The sequence below is a fragment of the Actinomadura oligospora ATCC 43269 genome, assembly GCF_000518265.1.
GTDB lineage: Bacteria > Actinomycetota > Actinomycetes > Streptosporangiales > Streptosporangiaceae > Spirillospora > Spirillospora oligospora.
The window spans coordinates 87,937-108,354 of record NZ_JADG01000023.1 but is presented as its reverse complement, the minus strand read 5'-3'; the positions used below and the strand labels follow the sequence as shown (position 1 = coordinate 108,354).

Sequence of the window (20,418 nt, the reverse complement as noted above, 5' to 3'; positions counted from 1 at the left end):
GGGGGTGAGGTCGATGGCGTAGTCGAGGACGGCGCGGTCGGCGGGGATGACGATGTCGCGGCAGACCTCGAGGATCCGGGCGTCGGAGATCATTCGGCGGGTGATGGCGAAGACGGGGACGCCCGCGCCCATGCCGAGGGTCTCGGCCTCCTCGGGGGTCGGCATGCGCGCGCCGACGGACTCCTCGACGCGGGTGGGCGGGTGGCCCAGGTACACGAGCTGCGCGAGGGTGCCGCCGGGCCACGGCTCGCGCGCGGGGTCGGAGACGGGGGTCTCGGCGACCAGGTCCCAGGGCAGGTAGTTGACCGAGATCTGCTGCGGGTCGCCGCGCGCGTAGAAGACGAACCGGCGACGCAGAAGCTCGGTGCCGACGGGGAGTTCGAAGAGGGCGGCGAGGTCGGGGGTCGCCTGGGTGCGGGTGAACTCGCGGTCGAGCCGGTACTCCTGCCAGCCGATCCGCTGGTCGTGGGTGAAGGTGGTGGCGGGCGGCAGCGGGGTGTCGCGTCCGGGGGGCGCCGCCGTGAACCTGCGGTACCGGTCCATCGCGATGCGGCGGACCGGGGGCGTGTGCCGGACCATGGTGCCCGCGCCGCGCCGCGACTCGATCAGTCCCTCGCCGCGCAGGAGCGCGAACGCCTGGCGGACGACGATCTCCGAGACACCGAACTCCTCGCCGAGATCCCGCATGGTGGGCAGGCGGGATCCGGGTGGATACGTGCCCGAGCGGATCTGGTCGCGGATGGTGTCGGCGATGCGCAGGTAGGCCGGGCGTTCGGCCACGGGCTCACCTCCCTAGGCACTGTCCGTGAGGGGACGGTCCACTTACGGACAGCTTGACACCTCTTCGACCGAGTAAGACTTTTGTATACAGAACCGCCGCCCCGGGGAAAGGACGACCTTGATGGGCGACTTCGAGGATCTGAAGACGACCATCGAGCGCGAGTACCCGGGTTGGCTGGTGTGGCGCAGCGACGCGGGCCGGTGGTACGCGACCCGCAGCGGCGACCTCACCGACGCCCAACTCCAGGCCGGATATGCGATGACCGTGGCCGCCGACGACTCCGGCGGCCTCCGCGAGCTTCTGGCCGAGCAGTCCCGCAAGGACGGCGGCGAGCGGTGAGACGGGCTTTCGGGGCGCCGGAGCCCGGCCCGGAGTCGGGGGCGGGCCGGGCTCTACCGCACCGCGACGACAGTGACCTGTGGCGCTCAGGTGACACAGGAATGGAGCTCTGGTCGGTGGGGTGGACGTCACCCCCCGGGCCAGGAGGACGTGACCGCACGGATGACACATCGGCGCGACCCCAACAAGAAGTCGTGTCGTCCGTGCGGTCGCGCAGAGCGGTTCTTCCGCTGGAACGGGCTCGGCACGGCACATTCTCCTGACGCACGGTTCCCAGCCGTCCCGCAGCCGTTTGGCCGAGCTTTTGCCGGGGCGGACGCGGTCGTGCACGGGACGCAGCCGGGTCGTACGGGTGGGGGTTCCGCGACAGGCCGCACAGGGGTTAGGCAGATATGACGGCCAAATGGAAGACGGGGACGAACCCGGCCCCCGTCCGCGACGTTCTAACAGACGTGCGCGCATGACGCCGATCACGGGAGGCGCACGTGGACGTTCGGTCGCGGACCCATGACATGCCGGAGCCGGATCACACCGCGGCGTCCGGCGAACGACGCGCGGCGTCCGGTGAGCGGCGCGCGGCGTCCGGTGAGCGGCGCGCGCGGCCGAGTAAAAGGCGCGCGCGGTCCGATGGGCGGGGCGGGTCGCGGCGGGGGGTGTTCCGGGGGAGCAGGGGGAGGCACGGGCGGAGGCGTCGCCGGGGTCTGCTTCCGGTCGCGCTCCTCGCGGCGCTCGCGGGGGTGCTGACCTCGGCTCTGGTGATCTGGACGACGGGGTGGCAGGCCGGGGGCGTCGGGTTCGGGCCGACGCGTCCGGTGGGGCCCGCGTCCCGGGTGGCGCCGGACGCGCCGACGAGCTGGCCCGCGTGGGGCTTCACCCACACGCAGGTGTCGGTCGACACCCAGCAGGGTCCGGCGCAGGCGCTCCGCGACCTCTCGCGGGAGGCGATGCCGCAGGTCACACCCATCATGGGGTGGGGGCTGGACAACCCCGAGCCGAGCCCCGGCGAGTACAACTGGGCCTCGCTCGACCACCGGATGAGCGTGATCCGCAAGACCAGGGGCACGCCGGTGATCACGCTGTGCTGCTCGCCGGACTGGATGAAGGGCGGAGCGCAGGGCCAGACCGACTGGACGCACCTCGAGGACGCGGTCGCGTCCCAGCATTTCGACGATTTCGCGAATCTCGCCGCGAAGGTCGCCCAGCGCTATCCGGACGTGAGGTACTACGCCGTCTGGAACGAGTTCAAAGGCTTCTGGAACAACAGGGCCAACCGCTGGGACTACGAGGGCTACACCACGCTCTACAACAAGGTGTACGCGGCGCTGAAGAAGGTGGATCCCGACCTCAGGATCGGTGGCCCGTACATCGTCCTCAACAGTGACGCCCCTGGTAGGGCCTATGGTCCGCCCTCGGAGTTGCACGGTGTCTGGGGAAGCATGGACCAGCGTGGCCTGGACGCGGTGAAGTACTGGTCCAAGCACAAGGCCGGTGCGGATTTCCTCGCCGTTGACGGTTCTTCTCTGCCACAGCAAAAAGACGTCAGGATGAACGAGTTCGAGACGCTCGCCAAGTTCTCCGACGCGACGAAATGGTTGCGCGGCCTGGATCCGAAGCTGCCGGTGTGGTGGGCCGAGTGGTACGTGGAGCCGGACGGTTCGGACTGGTCGGACGAGCACAGGGGCGCGGTGCTGACGGCCGCGTTCATGGAGTTCGTCCGGGGCGGGGCGTCCAGCGCGTACTACTGGAGCCCGCAGACCCACACGTCGGGGAGCTGCGCCGGGTGCCTGTGGTTCGGCTCGTCGCAGGGTGGGGGTGCGACGCCGAACCTGGTCATGTTGCAGAACTTCGCCCGCTGGTTCCCCCCGGGGACCAGACTCGTGGACGTCCGGTCGTCCGACCCGTCCGTGCGGGTCCTCGCGCAGGCGCACGAGATGGTCCTGGTGAACACCCGGGACACTCCCGTGTCGGCCCAGGTGGGCGGGCACAAGGTGGACCTCGCGCCGTACGAGGTCAAGTGGATGGGCCGTTGACCGGATCGTCTTCGACCGGATCGCGTCGCCGGGCCTTCGGGGGCCGGACGCAGGGCACGTGATGGCCACAGGGGGAACGTGATGGCGCTCGCCGCAGACATCGACCTGGTCGACATCGGGTTCTGGGACCGTCCGCCGGACGAACGGCTCGCGGACTTCGCGCGCCTGCGCGAGCGCGGCGCCCCAGTCCACTTCGCCGAACCCCGGGTCCCATTCGTCCGCTCGGGCAAGGGCTTCTACGCGCTGGTCCGGCATGCGGACGTGGTGGCGGCCAGCCGCAACGCGAAGGTGTTCTCCAGCGAACCGGCCGCGACGTCGCCGGAGCCTCCGCCGTGGCTGTCGAAGGTGTTCGGCACGCCGATGGTGAACATGGACGACCCCGCGCACGCGCGTCTGCGGCGCATCGTGTTCCGCGCGTTCACGCCGAAGATGCTCGCGAAGATCGAGGACGACATCCGGGCCACGGCGGCGCGCATCGTCGACGACGTCCTGGCGGAGGGGCCGGGCGACTTCGTCGGGCAGGTCGCGGCGCGGCTGCCGATCAACGTCATCTGCTCGATGATGGGCATCCCCGAGGAGACCCGTCCGTACGTGCTGTCCCGGATCGACGCCATGACGGAGTACTCCGGTGTGCGCGGGTCGCTGGCGAGCCCCCGCACGATGCGGTTGCTGGCGGGGAACCTCAAGGCGATCGTGGATCTGCACCGACTCGTCGCGCGCCTGGGCGAGGCGCGCAGGGAGAACCCGGCCGACGACCTGGTGTCGGCGCTCGTCAACGCCAATCCCGACGGCGAGCGGTTGTCGGTGAAGGAGCTCGGGTCGTTCTTCGACCTGCTGCTGGTGGCCGGGAACGAGACCACGCGCAACGCGCTCGCGCACGGGCTGAAGCTGTTCACCGACCATCCGGACCAGCGCGACCTGCTGCTGTCCCGGTACGACGAGCGGATCGGGACGGCGATCGAGGAGATCGTCCGGCACGCGTCCCCGATCATCCAGTTCCGCAGGACGGTGACCACCGGGCATGAGCTGAACGGGCATCCGCTCAGGACAGGCGACAAGGTGGTGTTGTTCTACCCGGCCGCCAACCGCGACCCCGAGGTGTTCACCGACCCGGACGCCTTCGACATCACCCGCTCCCCCAACCCACACGTCGGGTTCGGCGGGCCTGGGCCGCACCTGTGCCTTGGGGCGAACCTCGCGCGCATGGAGCTGCGCATCCTGTTCCAGGAGCTGTTCGGCAGGCTGCCCGGCCTGCGCGCGTGCGGGGAGCCCGAGTACCTGCTCTCCAGCTTCGACAACGGCATCACGCGCCTCCCCTTCACCTGGGGTCACCAACCAGAAACCGGGTGAGAGGGGCGCATCTCGGGGCATGGCTAGGGGCGCACACACGCACCCATCGACATCAACCCCTCGCCCTCACCCCCGGGAGGAGCGCCCGATGACACGAGTGACCCGCGCGGAGATCGACCGGCTCGTCGGAGGCGACCACCACGATCCGCACTCCGTCCTCGGCGCGCACGCGGGGCGGACGGGAGTGACGGTCCGGGCGCTGCGCCCCCTCGCGGAGCGGGTCGAGGTGCTGCTGCCGAACGGCGACCGGAAACGGCTGCGCCACTACCAGGCGGGCGTGTTCACCGGGACGCTGCCGCCGGGGGCCTCACTGTCCAACATGTCCGGTCCGCCGCAGGCGGTGCCCGACTACCGGCTCGCCGTGACCTATCCCGGCGGCCCTGAGATCGTCCAGGACGACCCGTACCGGCATCTCCCCACTCTCGGCGAGCTGGACCTGCATCTGCTCGGCGAGGGACGCCATGAGGAGCTCTGGCGGACTCTCGGGGCACGCGTCCGGACGTACGACTCGGCGTTCGGACCCGTCTCGGGGACGGCGTTCGCCGTGTGGGCGCCGACCGCGCGCGGCGTGCGCGTCGTCGGCGACTTCAACCACTGGGACGGGCGCACCCATCCGATGCGGTCGCTCGGCTCCACGGGCGTGTGGGAGCTGTTCGTCCCGGACGTGGGCGACGGCGACGCCTACAAGTTCCAGATCCTCGGTGAGGACCATGTGTGGCGCACCAAGGCGGACCCCATGGCGAGGTACACCGAGACGCCCCCGGCCACGGCCTCGCGCGTGTACGAGTCGTCCTACGAGTGGGGCGACGGCGACTGGATGGACCACCGCAAAGGACGCGATTGGGTGGACGAGCCCATGAGCGTGTACGAGGTGCATCTGGGGTCGTGGCGTCCCGGCCTGAGCTACCGGGACCTCGCGGACGCCCTCACCACTTACGTGCGCGACATGGGCTTCACGCACGTGGAGTTCCTGCCGGTGGCCGAGCATCCGTACGGACCGTCCTGGGGGTACCAGGTCACGTCCTACTACGCCCCCACCTCCCGGTTCGGCACGCCGGACGACTTCCGGCATCTGGTGGACCGGCTGCACCAGGCGGGCGTCGGCGTCATCATCGACTGGGTTCCCGCGCATTTCCCGAAGGACGAATGGGCACTGGCGCGCTTCGACGGGACGGCTCTCTACGAGCACGCCGACCCCGACAAGGGCGAGCATCCGGACTGGGGGACCTACGTCTTCAACTTCGGACGCGCGGAAGTGCGCAACTTCCTCGTCGCGAACGCCTGCTACTGGCTCGAGGAATTCCACGTCGACGGCCTCCGCGTGGACGCCGTCGCCTCCATGCTCTACCTGGACTACTCCCGGAAGTACGGCGAATGGAAGCCCAACGTCTACGGCGGCCGGGAGAACCTGGAGGCCATCTCGTTCCTCCAGGAGATGAACGCGACGGCCTACAAGCGGAACCCCGGAATCGTCACGATCGCCGAGGAGTCGACGGCCTGGCCTGGGGTTTCACGTCCCACACACCTGGGCGGGCTCGGGTTCGGCCTCAAATGGAACATGGGCTGGATGCACGACACCCTCAACTACCTCGAGCACGATCCCGTGTTCCGGCACTACCACCACAACGAGATCACCTTCTCGATGGTGTACGCGTTCTCGGAGAACTACGTCCTTCCCCTTTCGCACGACGAGGTCGTGCACATGAAGGGGTCGCTGCTGGAGAAGATGCCCGGCGACACCTGGAAGAAGTTCGCGGGGCTCAGGACTCTGCTCGCCTACATGTGGTCACATCCGGGAAAGCAGCTTCTCTTCATGGGCGGAGAGTTCGGCCAGGGGGCCGAATGGTCCGAGAGCCGAGCCCTGGACTGGTGGCTTCTGGACAACGCCGCCGAAGGCGCGAACCACATCGGCGTCCAGAGGCTCGTGCGCGACCTCAACCACGCCTACCGGGAACGGCCGGAGCTGTGGACGCGCGACGCGTCCGCTGAGGGATTCCAGTGGATCGACGCCAACGACGCCGAGGGCAACGTCCTCTCGTTCGTCCGGTACGCGGCGGACGGCACGCCCCTGACCTGCGTCGTCAACTTCTCCGGAGACGCCCACGAGGACTACCGCGTCGGGCTGCCGCGCCCCGGCGCCTGGCGGGAGCTGCTCAACACCGACGCCTACGAGTACGGCGGCAGCGGCGTCGGCAACATGGGACGCGTCGAAGCCCACGACGAGCCGCTCCACGCGATGCCCGCCTCCGCCGCCATGCGCGTCCCACCGCTCGGCGTCGTCTGGCTGGTTCCCGAGCCGGATGACGCCGCCGACCCGGAATCCGACACGAGCACAGGCACTGTCGCGGACGCGAATACAGTGGCGGAATGACCACTGCTCAGACCCTCGGTATCGTCCCGAACCAGTTCGTCCTGGAGCATCTGCCGAACTCGGTGTTCCCCGAGGACGACGAGTGGGTGGCCCTCGTGCGCGCGCCCGAGGGGCTGACGGTCGTCCGCGAGGCACCGCCCTACGTGGAGGCCGACCGCTGGGTGGGTTTCTACGGCGGGGCGACCGCGCACTCCCTCGACATGCCCGGCATGCTCGCCGCCGTCGTGGGCCCCCTGGCCGAGGCCCGGGTGTCGGTGTTCGTGGCGTCGACCTATCACGCGGACCTCGTCCTCGTGCCCGAGCACAAGCTCAAGGTCGCGACCGAGGCGCTCCAGGCCGCCGGGCACAAGATCCAGCCCTAGCCTGACCGGGCCCCCAGGCGGCCGAGGAGCCAGCGGGGTCCGGCGACGGCTCCGCCGGCCGCCGCGACCCGGGTCTTGAGTTCGCGGTCGGCGGTGATGACCAGCGCCTTCTCCCCCGGTCCGGTGCCCGCGACGAGCTCGACGATGTGATCGTCCCCGCTGCCGGGGGCCGGGCTGACCTCCACCCAGTCGGACGAGGACACCGAGCGCGCGGCCCCCTCCACCGCCTGGACGATCGCCGGGTACGCGGTGTCATAGGGCACCGGCACGCCGGGCAGGTCGGTGACGCCCTCGGCGATGACGGCCAGGTCGTCGCGGAGACGCGCGTTCGCCCCGGCCCGGTCGCGCCACCAGCCGTGTTCCGCGCGCGCGCCGACGACGTTCGCGGCGTCCACGATCAGGACGACCTCGAAGAGCGCCTCCCGCAGCACCGGCCAGGTCCCGGCGAACGGCGCGAACAGCTTGAGCGCCTCGACCTTGTCTACGGGAACCCACGCGGCGCGGCGCGTCTCGAACGAAACGCCCCGAACGGCGGTCATTTCGGGGACGGACATGACGACCGACGTGAACGACCAGTTCCCGTGGTCCTCAGTACGGGTTCCAATCAGATCGGCGTCGGACGCGTCGAACGTGCTCTCCTCGCCCGTTTCGCGGATGGCGCCCGTGATCGGGTCCTCGTGGCTGTGGTTGGCACCGCCGAACATGCCCCACGTCCCGCCGCCGGGCCCAAAGGCCCCGCGCTTCTGCAGAAGCACGTGGACGACGCCGTCCGGACCCCGGTGATAGGGCAGCAGCCCGGACGCGCCGAACCGGCCCCAGTGCTTATGCCCCTGTTCACACCGCGTCCAGCCGTCGCCGTCTCCCATGTCCGCGACACTAGCCGTGACGAAGTGCACATGCCCGCGCATCGCCGCCCCGAATACCCTTCGGTTGTCCCGTCCGCCTCAACCGTCCGCGCCCCCACCCGTCCGCCTCACCCGTCCGCCAGACCCGTCCATCCGAGGGAGCAGCGTTGAGCGCCCAGACCCGACCCGCCGCGGCCGCCCAGGCCGAGCACGCCCGCATGTGGGACGAGCTGTCCGGAGCGGAGCTGATCCAGGCGATGGCGGACGGCGCGTTCCCGCACGTCTCCCAGGTGGACGAGCACCTCGGGATGGAATTCCGGTCCGCCGAGTCCGGCCTGATCGCCGTCGGCTGGACCCCCGGCGAGCACCTCTGCAACCCCGGCGGGATCGTGCACGGCGGCTATGTGGCGATGATCCTCGACAACGCCGTGTGCCTCGCCGGGTCGTCCACGTGCGAGCACTTCATGCCGATGCTGACGCTCAACCTGAACGTCGACTACCTGCGGCCCGTCCAGGCGGGGGTGCCGTACACGGTGACCGGCACCTGCGTGCACCCGGGCCGCACCCGCATGGTCGCCAACGCCGCGATCACCGACGCGGACGGCCGTGTGTTCGCGCAGGCGAGCGCGTCCGTCCTGCCCAACCGCGCCTTCGACCGCTGATCCCAGGCCCTGCGCCGCATACGGCACAACGGCTGGTCCGACCGCTGATCCACACCCGGCCCGGCCGCCGTCCGGATGGCCCGCACGGCGCATAGGGTGGGAGGCATGGTGGATCCCGGCAACGTTGTCAACGTCATCCGGCAGGCGCGCGAGCGGCGTACCGCTCCGCTGGTCCTGGAGCTGGACCTCACCGACGGGATCGTGGAGGCCCCGCCCGGCGACCCGTTGTCGGCGGTCCTCGCGATGCGGCGGACGCACCTGCGCGACGTCCTCGACGGGCTGCGCCGCGCGCGCTCGGACGCCCGGGTCAGGGCGCTTGTGGTGAAGGTGACCGGCGGGGCCGGGCTGGCGCTCGTCCAGGAGGTCCGGGACGCGGTGACCGCGCTGCGCGAGGCCGGGAAGTACACGGTCGCGTGGGCCGAGACGTTCGGCGAGGGCGGGCGCGGCACGGTGCCCTACTACCTGGCGTCGGCGTTCGACCGCGTGTACCTGCAGCCGACCGGCGAGGTCGGGCTGACGGGCGTGGCGCTGGAGGAGCCGTTCTTCGCCGGCGCGCTGGAGAAGGCGGGCGTCCAGCCGCGGTTCGCCAAGCGCTACGAGTACAAGACGATGGCGAACACCTTCATGGAGAAGGCGTACACGCCGGAACACGAGGAGTCGTCCAAGCGGCTCGTCGAGTCGCTCGGCGAGCAGCTCGCGAAGGGCATCGCGGAGGCGCGCGGGATGAGCCCGGAGCGGGTCCGCGAGCTGACCGACAAGGGCCCGCTGCTCGCGGACGAGGCCCTCGAGGCCGGGCTGGTCGACAAGCTCGGCTACCGCGACGAGGTGTACGCGCACCTGAAGGCGAAGGCGGGCGAGGACGCGCAGCTCAGGTACGTCGCGCGGTACAACCGGACGCACGGCCTGGCGAAGCGGATCCCGCAGCCCGGGCGGCACGACGGCGTCGCCCTGATCAACGGGCACGGGCAGATCCGGCTCGGACGCAGCGGACGCGGCGGGCCGCTTCCCGGGCAGAGCGTCGCGATGGGCTCGGACACGGTCGGCGCGGCGTTCCGCGCGGCGGTGAAGGACGACAAGGTCAAGGCGATCGTGTTCCGGGTGAACAGCCCCGGCGGGTCGGCGGTGGCGTCCGACGCGATCTGGCGTGAGGTCGTCCTCGCGCGCAAGGCGGGCAAGCCCGTGATCGTGTCGATGGGCGACGTCGCGGCGTCCGGGGGCTACTACGTCGCGATGGCCGCCGACACGATCGTGGCGCAGCCCGGGACGATCACCGGATCGATCGGCGTGGTCGTCGGGAAGGCCGTGGTGAACGGGCTGCTCGACCGGGTCGGGATCGGCCTCGGCGCGGTCGAGGACGGCGCGCACGCCCGCATGTTCAGCGCGACCAAGGACTTCAGCGACTCGGAGTGGGAGCGGATCAACGCCTCGCTCGACAAGATCTACGACGACTTCACCGGGAAGGCCGCCGAGGGCCGTGGAATGACCCGCGAGCGCGTCCACGAGCTGGCCCGCGGCCGGGTCTGGACGGGCGCGGACGCGCAGGCCAGCGGCCTGGTGGACGAGCTGGGCGGCCTCGACCTGGCGTTCGACCTGGCGCGGAAGAAGGCCGGGCTCGCGGCCGACGCCCCGATCCGCACGTTCCCGCACACCTCGCCTCTGGAACGGCTGCGTCCGCCCGAGTCCAGCGAGGACCGCACCGCCGCGTCGGCGCGGTTCGACGGCTGGGGCTCGCTCGGCGGGCTCGCCGCGCGGCTCGGACTGCCGTCCGCCGGTCCGCTCACCCTGCCCGGCACCTGGGACATCCGCTGAACGAGGTCGAGTTCACCGAGGCCGTCGCGGGTTTCGCGACCGGGGTCGTGGTGCTGACCGTCCGGGACGAACGGGACGATCTCGGCACCACGGTCACCTCGTTCATGTCGGTGTCGCTGGAGCCGCCGATGGTGCTGGCCGGGGTCGCCTCGGACGGCTACCTGGCCGAGGTGCTCCAGCGCCGTCCGCGCTGGGCGGTGACGGTGCTGAGCGCGGAGCAGCGGGCGCTGGCCGGACGGTTCGCCGCGGCGGGACGTCCGTCCGCGCGGATCCTGCTGGCGTCCGAGCCGCACCACCGGGGCCCACGGTCGGACGCGCTGATCGTGGAGTCCGGGCTGGCCGCGCTGGAATGCGAGACCCGGCAGACGATCGAGGCGGGCGACCACCTCCTGTTCGTCGCCGAGGTCCTGGCGGCCGATTACGTGGCCCGCCGCCGCTCCCCTCTGATCAGGGTGAACCGCCGCTACGTGACCTGAGCCGATTCGTGCGGCAGGGCCGCTTCGGGGCAGCGGGAAGGAACGACATGTCGATACGCTCCGGGCAGGAACGCCCCAAAGGAGCACGACATGACCTTCTCGCTCACCGTGAGCGACGCCGTCCTGGACGAGGACGGGCTCGACCCCGCGACCGTGCTGGCGGGTGAGCCGCGCATGTTCAGCAAGGTCCTGCACGAGGATGGAACGGTCCAGCGCGGGATCTGGGAGATCACTCCGGGTACGGTCACCGACGTGGAGGCCGACGAGATCTTCACCGTCCTGACCGGACGCGCCACGATCACCGTCGAGGACGGCCCGACGCTGGAGGTCGGCCCCGGCGACGTGGGCGTCTTCACCGAGGGCGCGCGCACCACCTGGACCGTCCACGAGACGCTCCGCAAGGTCTACCAGATCACCCTGTAGAGGACCCGCGATGACCTACCCAGAGCCCCGGTACCACGGTGACAAGGGCGAGATCAACGCCACCTACCGTCCGGACTCCACCGACCCCGACTTCGTGTACGAGAACGGGACCCGCGTCCACTACCTGGCGACGGGCGCCTCGACGACCGGGCAGTTCGGGCTGTACCGGTGGGAGATGGGGGCGGTGCCGAGCGGCCCGTCGCCGCACTTCCACCGGTCCCTGTCCGAGTCGTTCTACATCCTCGCCGGGACCGTCCGGATCTTCGACGGCGCGAAGTGGATCGACACGGCGCCCGGCGACTGGGTGCACGTCCCGGAGGGCGGGGTGCACGGCTTCCGCAACGAGTCGGGCGAGCCCGCGTCCATGCTGATCCACTTCTCGCCGGGCGCGCCGCGCGAGGGGTACTTCGAGGGCATCCCGCACCTGGGCGAGATGACCGACGAGGAACGAGTCGCGTTCTTCCTCGAACACGACACCTTCTGGGTCTGACCCCCGGACGTCGCCAGACGCCCCCCGAGGCCGGGCCGCGCCGCCTCAGACGCGGCCCGGCTCGGCACATGGGCGGCTCGTCGCCAGGCCCGGCTTCAGTGCAACCGGGCTCGGCACCAGCGTCGCCGGGGCTCGTGGCCGGGTGTCGTCAGACGCGGCAGCCTCGTTTCCAGACGGCGGCGACCTGGGGGACGCCCGGCCGGTAGGCCAGGTGGATGTGGGACGCGGCGGACAGCGCGAGCACGTCCGCCCGGGCGCCGACGCCGAGCCGTCCGACGTCGGTGCGGCGCAGCGCGCGGGCGCCGCCCGCCGTCGCGGCCCAGACGGCCTCGGCGGGCGTCATCCGCATGTCCCGGACGGCGACCGCGACGCAGAACGCCATGCTGGAGCTGTAGCAGGACCCGGGGTTGCAGTCGCTCGCGAGCGCGACCGTGGCCCCGGCGTCGATCAGCCGCCGCGCGTCCGGGTAGGGCTGGCGGGTGGAGAACTCCACGCCGGGCAGCAGCGTCGCGACGGTCTCGGAGTCGGCGAGCGCCGAGACGTCGGCGTCGCTGAGGAACGTGCAGTGGTCGGCGGACGCCGCGCCCAGCTCGACCGCGAGCCGTACGCCGGGGCCCTCGCCGAGCTGGTTGGCATGGACGCGCGGCATGAGCCCGGCCTTGATCCCGGCCTCCAGCACCTCGCGGGTCTGGTCGGCGTCGAACGCGCCGCGCTCGCAGAACACGTCGATCCAGCGCGCGTGCGGCGCGCACTCGGCGAGCATGTCGCCCGTGACGAGCCGCACGTATCCCTGCTGGTCGTCGGCGTACTCGGCGGGGACGACGTGGGCGCCGAGGAAGGTGACCTCGTCGGCGAGCTCGGCCGCGATCCGGACGGCCCGCTTCTCGTCCTCGACGTTGAGGCCGTAGCCGGACTTGCACTCGACGGTGGTCGTGCCCTGCCGGGCCATCTCGTCCACCAGCCGCCGCACGTTCGCGCGCAGCTCGTCGTCGGACGCGGCGCGCGTCTTCGCCACGGTCGTCCGGATGCCGCCCGCCTTGTACGGCTGGCCCGACATGCGCGCGGCGAACTCCTCGGCCCGCTCCCCCGCGAACACCAGGTGCGCGTGCGAGTCGACGAAGCCCGGCAGGACGGCGTTGCCGCCCGCGTCGTACGCCTCGTCGGCGGCGGGCGCGTCGGCGCTGGGGCCGACCCACGCGACCCGCTCCCCGTCCAGGACGAGGGCGGCGTCCCGGACGATCCCGAGCGGCCCCTCCCCGAGTCCGGGCTCGTTGGTGACCAGTTCCCCGATGTTGGCGATGACGATGCTCACCGTCCCAGCATCGCACCCGACGCCCCGTCCGCCACCCGGCGCCCCACGCGCGCCGTCTCGTATCCGAGACGTCCGGACCAGGCCGGTAGCGGACAGCGCGGACGATCCACAGCGCGCCCTCCCGGTGGGACGCGTTCCTCCAGACCTTCATGTGGTACTACGCGGCCCGTCCCGCGGCGGAGAAGTGACCGCCCGCGCCTGAACGCCCGCACGTGACCGTCCGCGCGCGACCGTCCCGCGTGCGGCCGTTCGCGCCTGATCCGCGCGTCACGGGACGACATCCCCCATCGGTGATCCGGATCACACCGCCTTGAAGTTCGTACTACGAACCAAATACGGTTCGTAGTACGAACTGAAGCTCGAGGGAGTGGGAATCATGAGCGAAACCGTTGTGGTCATCGGTGGGGGATACGGCGGCGCCGCCGCGGCGAAGGCGCTGGACGAGCACGTGACGGTCGTGGACCCCGCCGAGCGGATCGTCCCGGCCTTCGACGAGCAGATGCGCGCCGACCTGCGACGACAGCTGGACGAGCGCGGGATCGAGCTGCGCATGGGCACCGCGCTGAGCGCCGAGCCGCCGGTCGAGCCGGGCCGCGCGGAGACGTTCACCGTGGACGGGATCACCGCCGACATCTGGTTCCGGGCGCACGGCGTGGCCGTCCAGACGTCCTACCTGGGCGAGGACCTGGCCGCCGCCCGCACTCCCGGGGGACGGATCCGGGTGACCGGGAGGCTGAACGTCGAGGGCTTCGAGAACGTGTACGCGGTCGGCGACGTCACCGACCTGGACGAGGCGAAGATGGCCGGGTACGCGATGAAGCACGCCGAGGTCGTGGCGGCGAACATCGCCGCGCGGGTGCGGGGCGAGGAGCCGGAGGCGACGTACACGCCGTCGCCGATACCGTCGGTGCTGCTGCCGCTCGGGCCGGACGGCGGCATCGGCCAGTACCCCGGCCCGGACGGCCCGCTCGTCATCCCCACCGAGACCGTCGCGGAGTACAAGGGCCGCGACCTGTTCATCGGCCGCTTCATCGAGCTCTTCAACATCGAGGCCGAGGCTTAGGGGGCGCTGTCTACGGCTCGTCCATGAAGATCTCGGGGACGTCGTTCTCGTCGACGACACGGGCGAGCAGCTCCACCAGGGCGTCGCGCTCGGCGGCGCTGAACCCGGTGGGCAGCCCCTCGACCCGGCGGCAGGTCTCGGTGTAGAAGTCGTCGGCGAGCGCGGTGCCGGCCTCGGTGAGCGCGACGCGGACGGCGCGGGCGTCGTCCGGATCCGGCTCGCGGCGGACCAGGCCACGCCGGGCGGTGCGGTCGACCAGCCCGGTCAGGCTGGACTTGGCCAGACTGAGCATCGAACCGAGCTCGCCCATCCCGATCGGCCGGGGCATCAGGACGCAGAGCAGCTGCCCCTGCTGCGGGGTGAGGCCGTACTCACGCGCGGCTCCGGCGTACACGGCGTTCACCAGAAAGGACGAGCGGACCAGCGCGGTCGCCACCGCCATCCGCTCACCCGTCGGTTTTCCCATGTCAACACAGTATCCCTAAGGAATGACCATGCGTACTTCGCGTAACGAACTTGTTTTCGGCCTCGGACTCTCCTCGGCCGTCCGCACGACCGCCACGATGCTGGAACAGGCCGCGCGGGCCGACCGCGACGGCCTCGACATGGTCAGCGTCTCCGACCACCCCTACTACGCCGACCGGCTCGACGCGTACGCCACCGTCGGCGTCCTGCTCGGCCGCACCGAGCGGCTGTCGGCGTTCGCGAACGTCACGAGCCTGCCCGTCCGCCCGGCGCCGCTGCTCGCCCGGACGATCACCTCGCTGTCCGAACTGTCCGGAGGCCGGGTGATCCTCGGACTCGGCGCGGGCGGGCTGTGGGACGAGGCGGCCCGTATGGGCGTCGAGCGGCTCACGCCGGGCCAGGCCGTCCGGGCCTTCGAGGAGGCGTTCCAGGTCGTCCGGGCGATGTCGGGCGGCGGCGGACCGGTGACCTTCGAGGGCGAGTTCTACCAGGTCATGGGCCTGGAACCGGCCGACGCGCCGACCCCGCCGGTCTGGACGGGCTCGAACGGGCCGCGCTCGCTCGCCGTCACCGGGCGGCGGGCGGACGGCTGGATCCCGGGGCACGCCGCCGACTGGCTGAGCGAGCGGTACCGGTGGTCGCGTCCGCTCATCGACGAGGCCGCCGCGGCGGCGGGGCGCGACCCGTCCGACGTCAGGACCGTCTACAACCTGCCGGGCCGCATCACCGCCGACCCGCTCGCCGAGACCCGCGACGCCGAGGGCCGCTGGATCGGCGGATCGGTGAGCCAGTGGACCGAGGAGCTGACCGGCGCCGTCCTGGAGCACGGCGCATCCGGTTTCACCTACTTCGGGAGGGAGGCGGACGCCTGGGCCCGCGAGGTCGTCCCCGCCGTCCGGGAGGCCGTGACGTCCGCCCGGGGCACGGCTTCGTGAGGCTCGTCCGGAGTGCCTCCGAGGATCACGGAAGCCGCCCTGACCAGGTGTTTCAGGACGGCCGCCGTCGCGGGCGGATCGGGCGGCTCGCCGTGGACGGCCGCGGTGACCAGCCGTGTCTGGCCGGGCAGCCGGACCGCCCGCACGCCCTCGTCCCGGACGGCGTGCAGCGCGAGGGCGGGCAGGGTCGTGACGCCCAGTCCCTGGGCGACGAGCGCCTGCACCGCCACGTAGTCGTCGGTGGTGAAGGCGATGTCCGGAGTGAAGCCCTCGTCCTCGCACGCGCGGACGAGCTGCTCCCGGCATCGTTCGCAGCCTGAGATCCACCGGCTGGCCGCATGGTCGGAGAGCCGTCCGGCTTCTTCGGAAAGCCGTTCGCCGCCTGGTGCGCGCGGGGTGACCAGGTGGACGGGCTCGGTCAGGAGCGGGACGTGCCTCAGGCCGTCCGGGGCGGCGGGCGGCGCGTGGGCGAACAGGACGGCGATGTCGATGTCACCCGAACGCAAGGCCCGGATCGCTTCGGGAGGTTCGGCCTCGCTGAGGCGAAGCTCCACGTCGGGGTGGTCGGCCGCGAACGCTGCGGCGGCGCGCGGGACGAAGGTGCCGAGCGCGGAGGGGAACGCGGCGAGCCGGACCCGCCCGGCGCGCAGGCCGGTATGGGCGGCGAGTTCGGCTTCGGCGGCGTCCAGGCGGCCGAGGATCTCCTCGGCGCGTTCGGCGAGCACGCGTCCGGCGTCGGTGAGCCGGACGCCCCGGCCGACGCGCTGGACGAGGCGGCTCCCCGTCTCGGCCTCCAGGCGCGCGAGGTGGTGGCTGACGGAGGGTTGCGCGTAGCCGAGCGCGCGGGCGGCCTCGGTGACCGAACCGTGCCGCGCCACCGCCGCCAGCACGCGCAGTCGGGCGACGTCCAGCATGACTCGAACGTATCAACGAGCTCGATGTGTTCCAGAGAAAATTGGCATTGGACCTATGGGTCCGGGCGTCGCGAGCATGGAGGCATGCGACTCCCCGTGTTCGACGACGTCCTCGCCGCCCGCGACCTGCTGTCCTCCCACCTTCCCGCGACGCCGATGTGGTCCTACCCCGCGCTGGACGAGGCGACGGGCGCGTCGGTGTTCGTGAAACACGAGAACGCGCAGCCCACGGGCGCTTTCAAGGTGCGCGGCGGGCTGACGTTCCTCGCCGGGCTGTCGCCGTCGCTGCGCGAGCGCGGGCTGGTGACGTACTCGACCGGAAACCACGCCCAATCGATGGCGTACGCGTGCGCCCGGTACGGCGCGCCCTGCACGGTCGTCATGCCGGAGTCGGCGAGCGAGGAGAAGATCCGCGCCACGCGCGGCTACGGCGCGCGGGTGGTGCTGAGCGGCGCGGACATGGCCGGGGCGCAGAAGGCGGCCGAAGCGCTCGCCGGTGAGTTCTTGCTGGTCAGCCCGGGTGACACCGTGGAGTTGATGGCCGGTGTCGGCACCGCGTACCTGGAGGTCTTCGAGGCGCGGCCCGACCTGGACGCGGTGGTGGTGCCGGTGGGGAGCGGCACGGGCGCGGCTGCCGCGTGCCTGGTCGCCGCCGCCGTCGCGCCACGATGCCGGGTGATCGCCGTCCAGTCGGCGTCCTCTCCTGCGGCGCATGATTCCTGGCGTGCTGGAAACACCGTGGAACGTCCCAACCGGACGGCCGTCGAGGGGCTGGCCACGGGTCGCGGTTTCACCGTGCCTCAGCAGGTGTTGCGGGACGGGCTCGCCGAGTTCCGGCTGGTCTCGGACGAGCAGATCCGGGCGGCCCAGCGCGTTTTCGCCACGCACGCGCACACACTCGCGGAAGGCGCGGGCGCTGCCGCGCTGGCGGTCGTCCTCGCGGCTCCGGACGACTTCGCGGGCCTCCGTGTCGCCGTGGTCTGCACGGGCGGCAACGCCTCCGGATCCGAAATCGCCGATCTCGCCTGAGAATTCCGTCATGGGACTGTGCGGCGCGTCGTGGCCGCGGTTACCTTCGTGCGGTGAACGAGATCGCGGGATTCGAGACGGGCTTCGACGAGGCCCTGGCCTACCCGAAGGCCGTGCGCGTCGGGCAGTCGGTGTGGATGGGCGGGACGACGGCGGCCGACCCCGGCGGCGCCGTCGGCGGAGGCGACGTCATCGCGCAGGCCACCGAGGTGCTCCGCCGCATCGACATAGCGCTGCGTCAGGTCGGATCGGCGCTGGACGAGGTCGTCCGGTTCCGCGTGTACCTCACCGACATCGGCCGCCGGGCCGAGATCGTCACCCTGCTCCGGCAGTTCTTCCCCCACCGCCCGGCGTCCACGATGGTCGAGGTCAGCAGCCTCTTCGCCCCGGACCTCCTCGTCCAGATCGAAGCCGACGCCATTGTCCGCGCCTGACCGGCCGTCCGTTGTTTCCGTCCTCCGGCTGAGGCTCGGAGTCTCAGGCCGAGCGCATCGAGGACGCCCGGCGGCTCAGGCGTCGGGTTCGGCCAGGAGGGCGGCGAGCCGGGCGCGTGCCTCCTCGTCCTCGCGGACCAGCCGTCCGCCGATCCCGACGCCCGGGCACGGGCTGTCGCCGTCGACGAGTTCTCGCAGTTCAGGCAGGAGTTCCGCGACGTCCGGGCCGAGCTCTCGGAGCGGCTCGTCCAGCCAGGGCCCGGCTCCGAGGCTCGTGAGCCAGGCGCGGACGCCGGCGACGAGTGGCTCGGACTCGCCGGTGATCCGGCGGAACGCGAGCGCGGCGGCGACGGCTTCGTGGGGGGCGCCGAGCCTCGCCCGCACCCGCCGGTCGAGTTCTCCGGCGGCCGCGCGTCCGACCTGACCCGCGAGTTCCAGCGCCAGGGTGGTGCAGATCCCGGCGTCCAGCGCGTCTGCGGCGACCTGGATGGACGGGTCGGCCTCGCCCTGGCCGAGCAGCAACCGGGCGGCTTCGAGTCGTTGTCTGAGAACGGCCGGGTCGTCGGTCGGCGCGGTGCGGGCGGCTGTGGCGCGCAGGGCCGGGAGGACGTCGTCCAGGGGGAGGCCGTGGCGGAGCGCGGCCTGGGCGGCGAGCGACGGTTCGCCCTCGGCTGCGACGGCGGCGACGCCGGCGGAGAGCTGGTCCTCGTCGCCGGTGATCGCGGCGATCGCCTCCGCGCACTGGAGCCGCCTGCTCGCCGCTTCCGCCGTGTCGCGGACGCGAGTCAGCGTGGGCACCGCCTCCGACGCCGCCTCACCGATCGCGCCGAGCGCCCGGACCGTCCACCAGATGTCGTCCGGGACGATCGGGACCAGGTCGGGCACCGCGTCGGCGGCGTCCGGGCCCCAGTGGTGGACGAGCCTGGTGAGCGCGTTGATCTCGTTGTGCCGCACCACGCCGGCGTAGGTCTCGCGCACCTGCCCGGCACGCCACGCGGCGATCCGCCGCCGGACGGCCCCGAGCAGGACGTCGTCGCAGGGCACGCCCGCGTCGATCAGTGTTCCCAGCGTGCCGAACATGATCTCGCCCGCGTCGAGGGCGTGGACGAGCGGCTCCCGCCAGCGCGGGTCCCCGAGCGTGATCAGGACGTCGAGGGCGACCGGGAGCAGCCGGTCGTCCTCCGACAGGAGACGCGGCCCCTCATCCGCCGGGACGGCGCGGACGGCCGGAAACCTTGAAGTGATCCGGACGGCGTGGGCGGCCAGCGTGTCCACCACCAACGGCGTGGCCTCCGGGACGTCCCGGGCGGCCTCCGCCGCGGCGAGACGGACCACGGGGTCGGGGTGCTCGACAGTCTCGGCAAGCAAAGACGCCAGTACGGCGCGGGCCGAACGCGACCGCACGCACCGCTCGTACACGGCGTCGATCGCAGCCCGCGCGGCTTCGTTCGGCCCCTCTTCGAGGATGGTCCGGCTGATGGCGGCGAAGGCCGGGGTGTCGAGCCGCAGGACGATGTCCTCGTAGGGCCGGTCGGACCAGATCCAGCCCTCCAGGGGTTCGCCGTTCAGCCAGCAGTCGGTGAGTGCCTCGGCCGAGGCGTCAGTCCACGGGAGCCCGGCGGCGGACGAGGCCCAGAGGGCGCCCGCGCGAACGGTGTCCGGCTTGCCGGACGCGAGTTCTTCGGTCAGCCAGGCGGCGTTGGTTTCCGGGGCGAGGCGTCCTGCGGCGGCGAGGAGACCGGCCACCACGATCGGCTCCTGCTCGACCGTCCACCGCGTCCGTAGGGTGGGCACCACCTGAGCTGCGGTTTCACGCGGAAGGTGGCCGAGCAGGTGGGTGGCGACGTGCCGGGTCTCGGCATCCGGGTCGTCCAGGAGGGGAAGCAGGAGACCAACGTCGCTCACCAGCGCCGCCCGCACGTCGGCGAGGACCGCCGGGGACGCGTCATCGGTCTCGGCAATCGCGCCAAGCAGGTGAACCAGCCCCGCACGCCCAGGCGTGGCGGGGTCGGTGACGGCGCGAACGACGAACGGAACGGCGTAGGGAGTAGCGGTGTACAGGGTCCCCTGGTGGTAGATGCTGCCGAACAACTCGTGAAGCGCCTCATCGCGCACTTCGGGATCGGGATCGGTGGCGTCCTTGAGCATCTGCGGAAACGCGTCCGCCGGACCATACGCATCACCAAGCGAAGCCCAGTCAATCTCGTCGATACTCGCGGCCATCCGCCGTCGTCCTTCCGCCCCAAGTGGTGATCAGCGGCCAGGCTAGCCACGACGTCCGACAAGCCAGACCAAAGCAGCATCCCGAACGAGACGACGCGGTGCCTG

20 protein-coding genes are annotated in these 20,418 nt (G+C 71.6%); 14 read left to right on the top strand and 6 right to left on the bottom strand.

Going from position 1 to position 20,418, the window contains the following annotated elements; genetic code table 11:
- The coding region (locus P696_RS49105) for a GntR family transcriptional regulator (RefSeq protein ID WP_064744158.1) at window positions 1-780 on the bottom strand (780 nt) is incomplete at its 3' end.
- A gap of 121 nt (window positions 781-901) precedes the next feature.
- Here P696_RS49105 and P696_RS0130215 point away from each other — a divergent pair.
- The 5 genes from P696_RS0130215 to P696_RS0130195 all read left to right on the top strand — a co-directional run bounded on the left by P696_RS0130215 (window position 902) and on the right by P696_RS0130195 (window position 7,233).
- Complete coding sequence (locus P696_RS0130215) at window positions 902-1,120, top strand: hypothetical protein (RefSeq protein ID WP_026415261.1); 219 nt, start codon at window positions 902-904, stop codon at window positions 1,118-1,120.
- Between the two features lie 737 nt (window positions 1,121-1,857).
- Complete coding sequence (locus tag P696_RS0130210) at window positions 1,858-3,150, top strand: GH39 family glycosyl hydrolase (RefSeq protein ID WP_051468363.1); 1,293 nt, start codon at window positions 1,858-1,860, stop codon at window positions 3,148-3,150.
- 81 nt (window positions 3,151-3,231) lie between these two features.
- Complete coding sequence (locus P696_RS0130205; protein ID WP_026415259.1) at window positions 3,232-4,500, top strand: cytochrome P450; 1,269 nt, start codon at window positions 3,232-3,234, stop codon at window positions 4,498-4,500.
- An 88-nt stretch (window positions 4,501-4,588) separates the two neighbouring features.
- Window positions 4,589-6,871: a 1,4-alpha-glucan branching protein GlgB gene (glgB, locus tag P696_RS0130200; RefSeq protein WP_026415258.1), complete on the top strand. Its 2,283-nt coding sequence runs from the start codon at window positions 4,589-4,591 to the stop codon at window positions 6,869-6,871.
- Window positions 6,868-7,233, top strand: coding sequence for an ACT domain-containing protein (locus P696_RS0130195; protein WP_026415257.1), 366 nt, complete (start codon window positions 6,868-6,870; stop codon window positions 7,231-7,233). The genes glgB and P696_RS0130195 overlap by 4 nt, the downstream gene beginning before the upstream one ends.
- Here P696_RS0130195 and P696_RS0130190 read toward each other — a convergent pair.
- Window positions 7,230-8,099, bottom strand: coding sequence for an NUDIX domain-containing protein (locus P696_RS0130190; protein ID WP_026415256.1), 870 nt, complete (start codon window positions 8,097-8,099; stop codon window positions 7,230-7,232). The genes P696_RS0130195 and P696_RS0130190 overlap by 4 nt on opposite strands.
- A gap of 146 nt (window positions 8,100-8,245) precedes the next feature.
- Between P696_RS0130190 and P696_RS0130185 the strand changes: the two genes are divergently transcribed.
- From P696_RS0130185 to P696_RS0130165, 5 genes are all read left to right on the top strand, one after another.
- Window positions 8,246-8,740 carry a PaaI family thioesterase gene (locus P696_RS0130185; protein ID WP_245627875.1) on the top strand — a complete coding sequence of 165 codons (495 nt, stop codon included), beginning with the start codon at window positions 8,246-8,248 and terminating at the stop codon, window positions 8,738-8,740.
- 105 nt (window positions 8,741-8,845) lie between these two features.
- Window positions 8,846-10,549 carry a signal peptide peptidase SppA gene (gene sppA, locus P696_RS0130180; protein ID WP_026415254.1) on the top strand — a complete coding sequence of 568 codons (1,704 nt, stop codon included), beginning with the start codon at window positions 8,846-8,848 and terminating at the stop codon, window positions 10,547-10,549.
- Window positions 10,534-11,025, top strand: coding sequence for a flavin reductase family protein (locus tag P696_RS0130175; protein WP_051468369.1), 492 nt, complete (start codon window positions 10,534-10,536; stop codon window positions 11,023-11,025). The genes sppA and P696_RS0130175 overlap by 16 nt, the downstream gene beginning before the upstream one ends.
- A 90-nt stretch (window positions 11,026-11,115) precedes the next feature.
- Entirely contained in the window at window positions 11,116-11,448 is a 333-nt protein-coding gene (locus P696_RS0130170) for a cupin domain-containing protein (protein WP_026415253.1), read from the top strand.
- A 10-nt stretch (window positions 11,449-11,458) separates the two neighbouring features.
- Entirely contained in the window at window positions 11,459-11,938 is a 480-nt protein-coding gene (locus tag P696_RS0130165; RefSeq protein WP_026415252.1) for a cupin domain-containing protein, read from the top strand.
- A 148-nt stretch (window positions 11,939-12,086) separates the two neighbouring features.
- On the opposite strand, the gene hutI is transcribed toward P696_RS0130165, so the two are convergent.
- Window positions 12,087-13,250: an imidazolonepropionase gene (gene hutI, locus P696_RS0130160; RefSeq protein ID WP_026415251.1), complete on the bottom strand. Its 1,164-nt coding sequence runs from the start codon at window positions 13,248-13,250 to the stop codon at window positions 12,087-12,089.
- Window positions 13,251-13,626: 376 nt separating this feature from the next.
- Between hutI and P696_RS49100 the strand changes: the two genes are divergently transcribed.
- Entirely contained in the window at window positions 13,627-14,313 is a 687-nt protein-coding gene (locus tag P696_RS49100) for an FAD-dependent oxidoreductase (RefSeq protein ID WP_084338412.1), read from the top strand.
- Between the two features lie 10 nt (window positions 14,314-14,323).
- Here the strand turns inward: P696_RS49100 and P696_RS0130150 are convergent, their stop codons facing one another.
- A complete protein-coding gene (locus tag P696_RS0130150) occupies window positions 14,324-14,779 on the bottom strand; it encodes a MarR family winged helix-turn-helix transcriptional regulator (protein WP_026415250.1) in 456 nt (151 codons plus the stop codon).
- Between the two features lie 28 nt (window positions 14,780-14,807).
- Between P696_RS0130150 and P696_RS0130145 the strand changes: the two genes are divergently transcribed.
- The gene (locus P696_RS0130145; protein WP_026415249.1) at window positions 14,808-15,713 is read left to right on the top strand and encodes an LLM class flavin-dependent oxidoreductase; all 906 of its coding nucleotides are present in this window, start codon (window positions 14,808-14,810) and stop codon (window positions 15,711-15,713) included.
- On the opposite strand, the gene P696_RS49095 is transcribed toward P696_RS0130145, so the two are convergent.
- Complete coding sequence (locus tag P696_RS49095; RefSeq protein ID WP_051468361.1) at window positions 15,623-16,627, bottom strand: LysR family transcriptional regulator; 1,005 nt, start codon at window positions 16,625-16,627, stop codon at window positions 15,623-15,625. The two genes, P696_RS0130145 and P696_RS49095, sit on opposite strands and share 91 nt — an antisense overlap.
- An 84-nt stretch (window positions 16,628-16,711) precedes the next feature.
- Here P696_RS49095 and P696_RS0130135 point away from each other — a divergent pair, with 84 nt between their 5' ends.
- A complete protein-coding gene (locus P696_RS0130135; RefSeq protein WP_026415248.1) occupies window positions 16,712-17,656 on the top strand; it encodes a threonine ammonia-lyase in 945 nt (314 codons plus the stop codon).
- A 53-nt stretch (window positions 17,657-17,709) separates the two neighbouring features.
- On the top strand, window positions 17,710-18,090 hold the full coding sequence (locus P696_RS0130130) for a Rid family hydrolase (RefSeq protein WP_026415247.1): 381 nt from the start codon (window positions 17,710-17,712) through the stop codon (window positions 18,088-18,090).
- A gap of 75 nt (window positions 18,091-18,165) precedes the next feature.
- Here P696_RS0130130 and P696_RS0130125 read toward each other — a convergent pair whose 3' ends face one another.
- Window positions 18,166-20,313, bottom strand: coding sequence for a hypothetical protein (locus tag P696_RS0130125; RefSeq protein WP_157429999.1), 2,148 nt, complete (start codon window positions 20,311-20,313; stop codon window positions 18,166-18,168).
- Window positions 20,314-20,418: the final 105 nt, after the last annotated feature.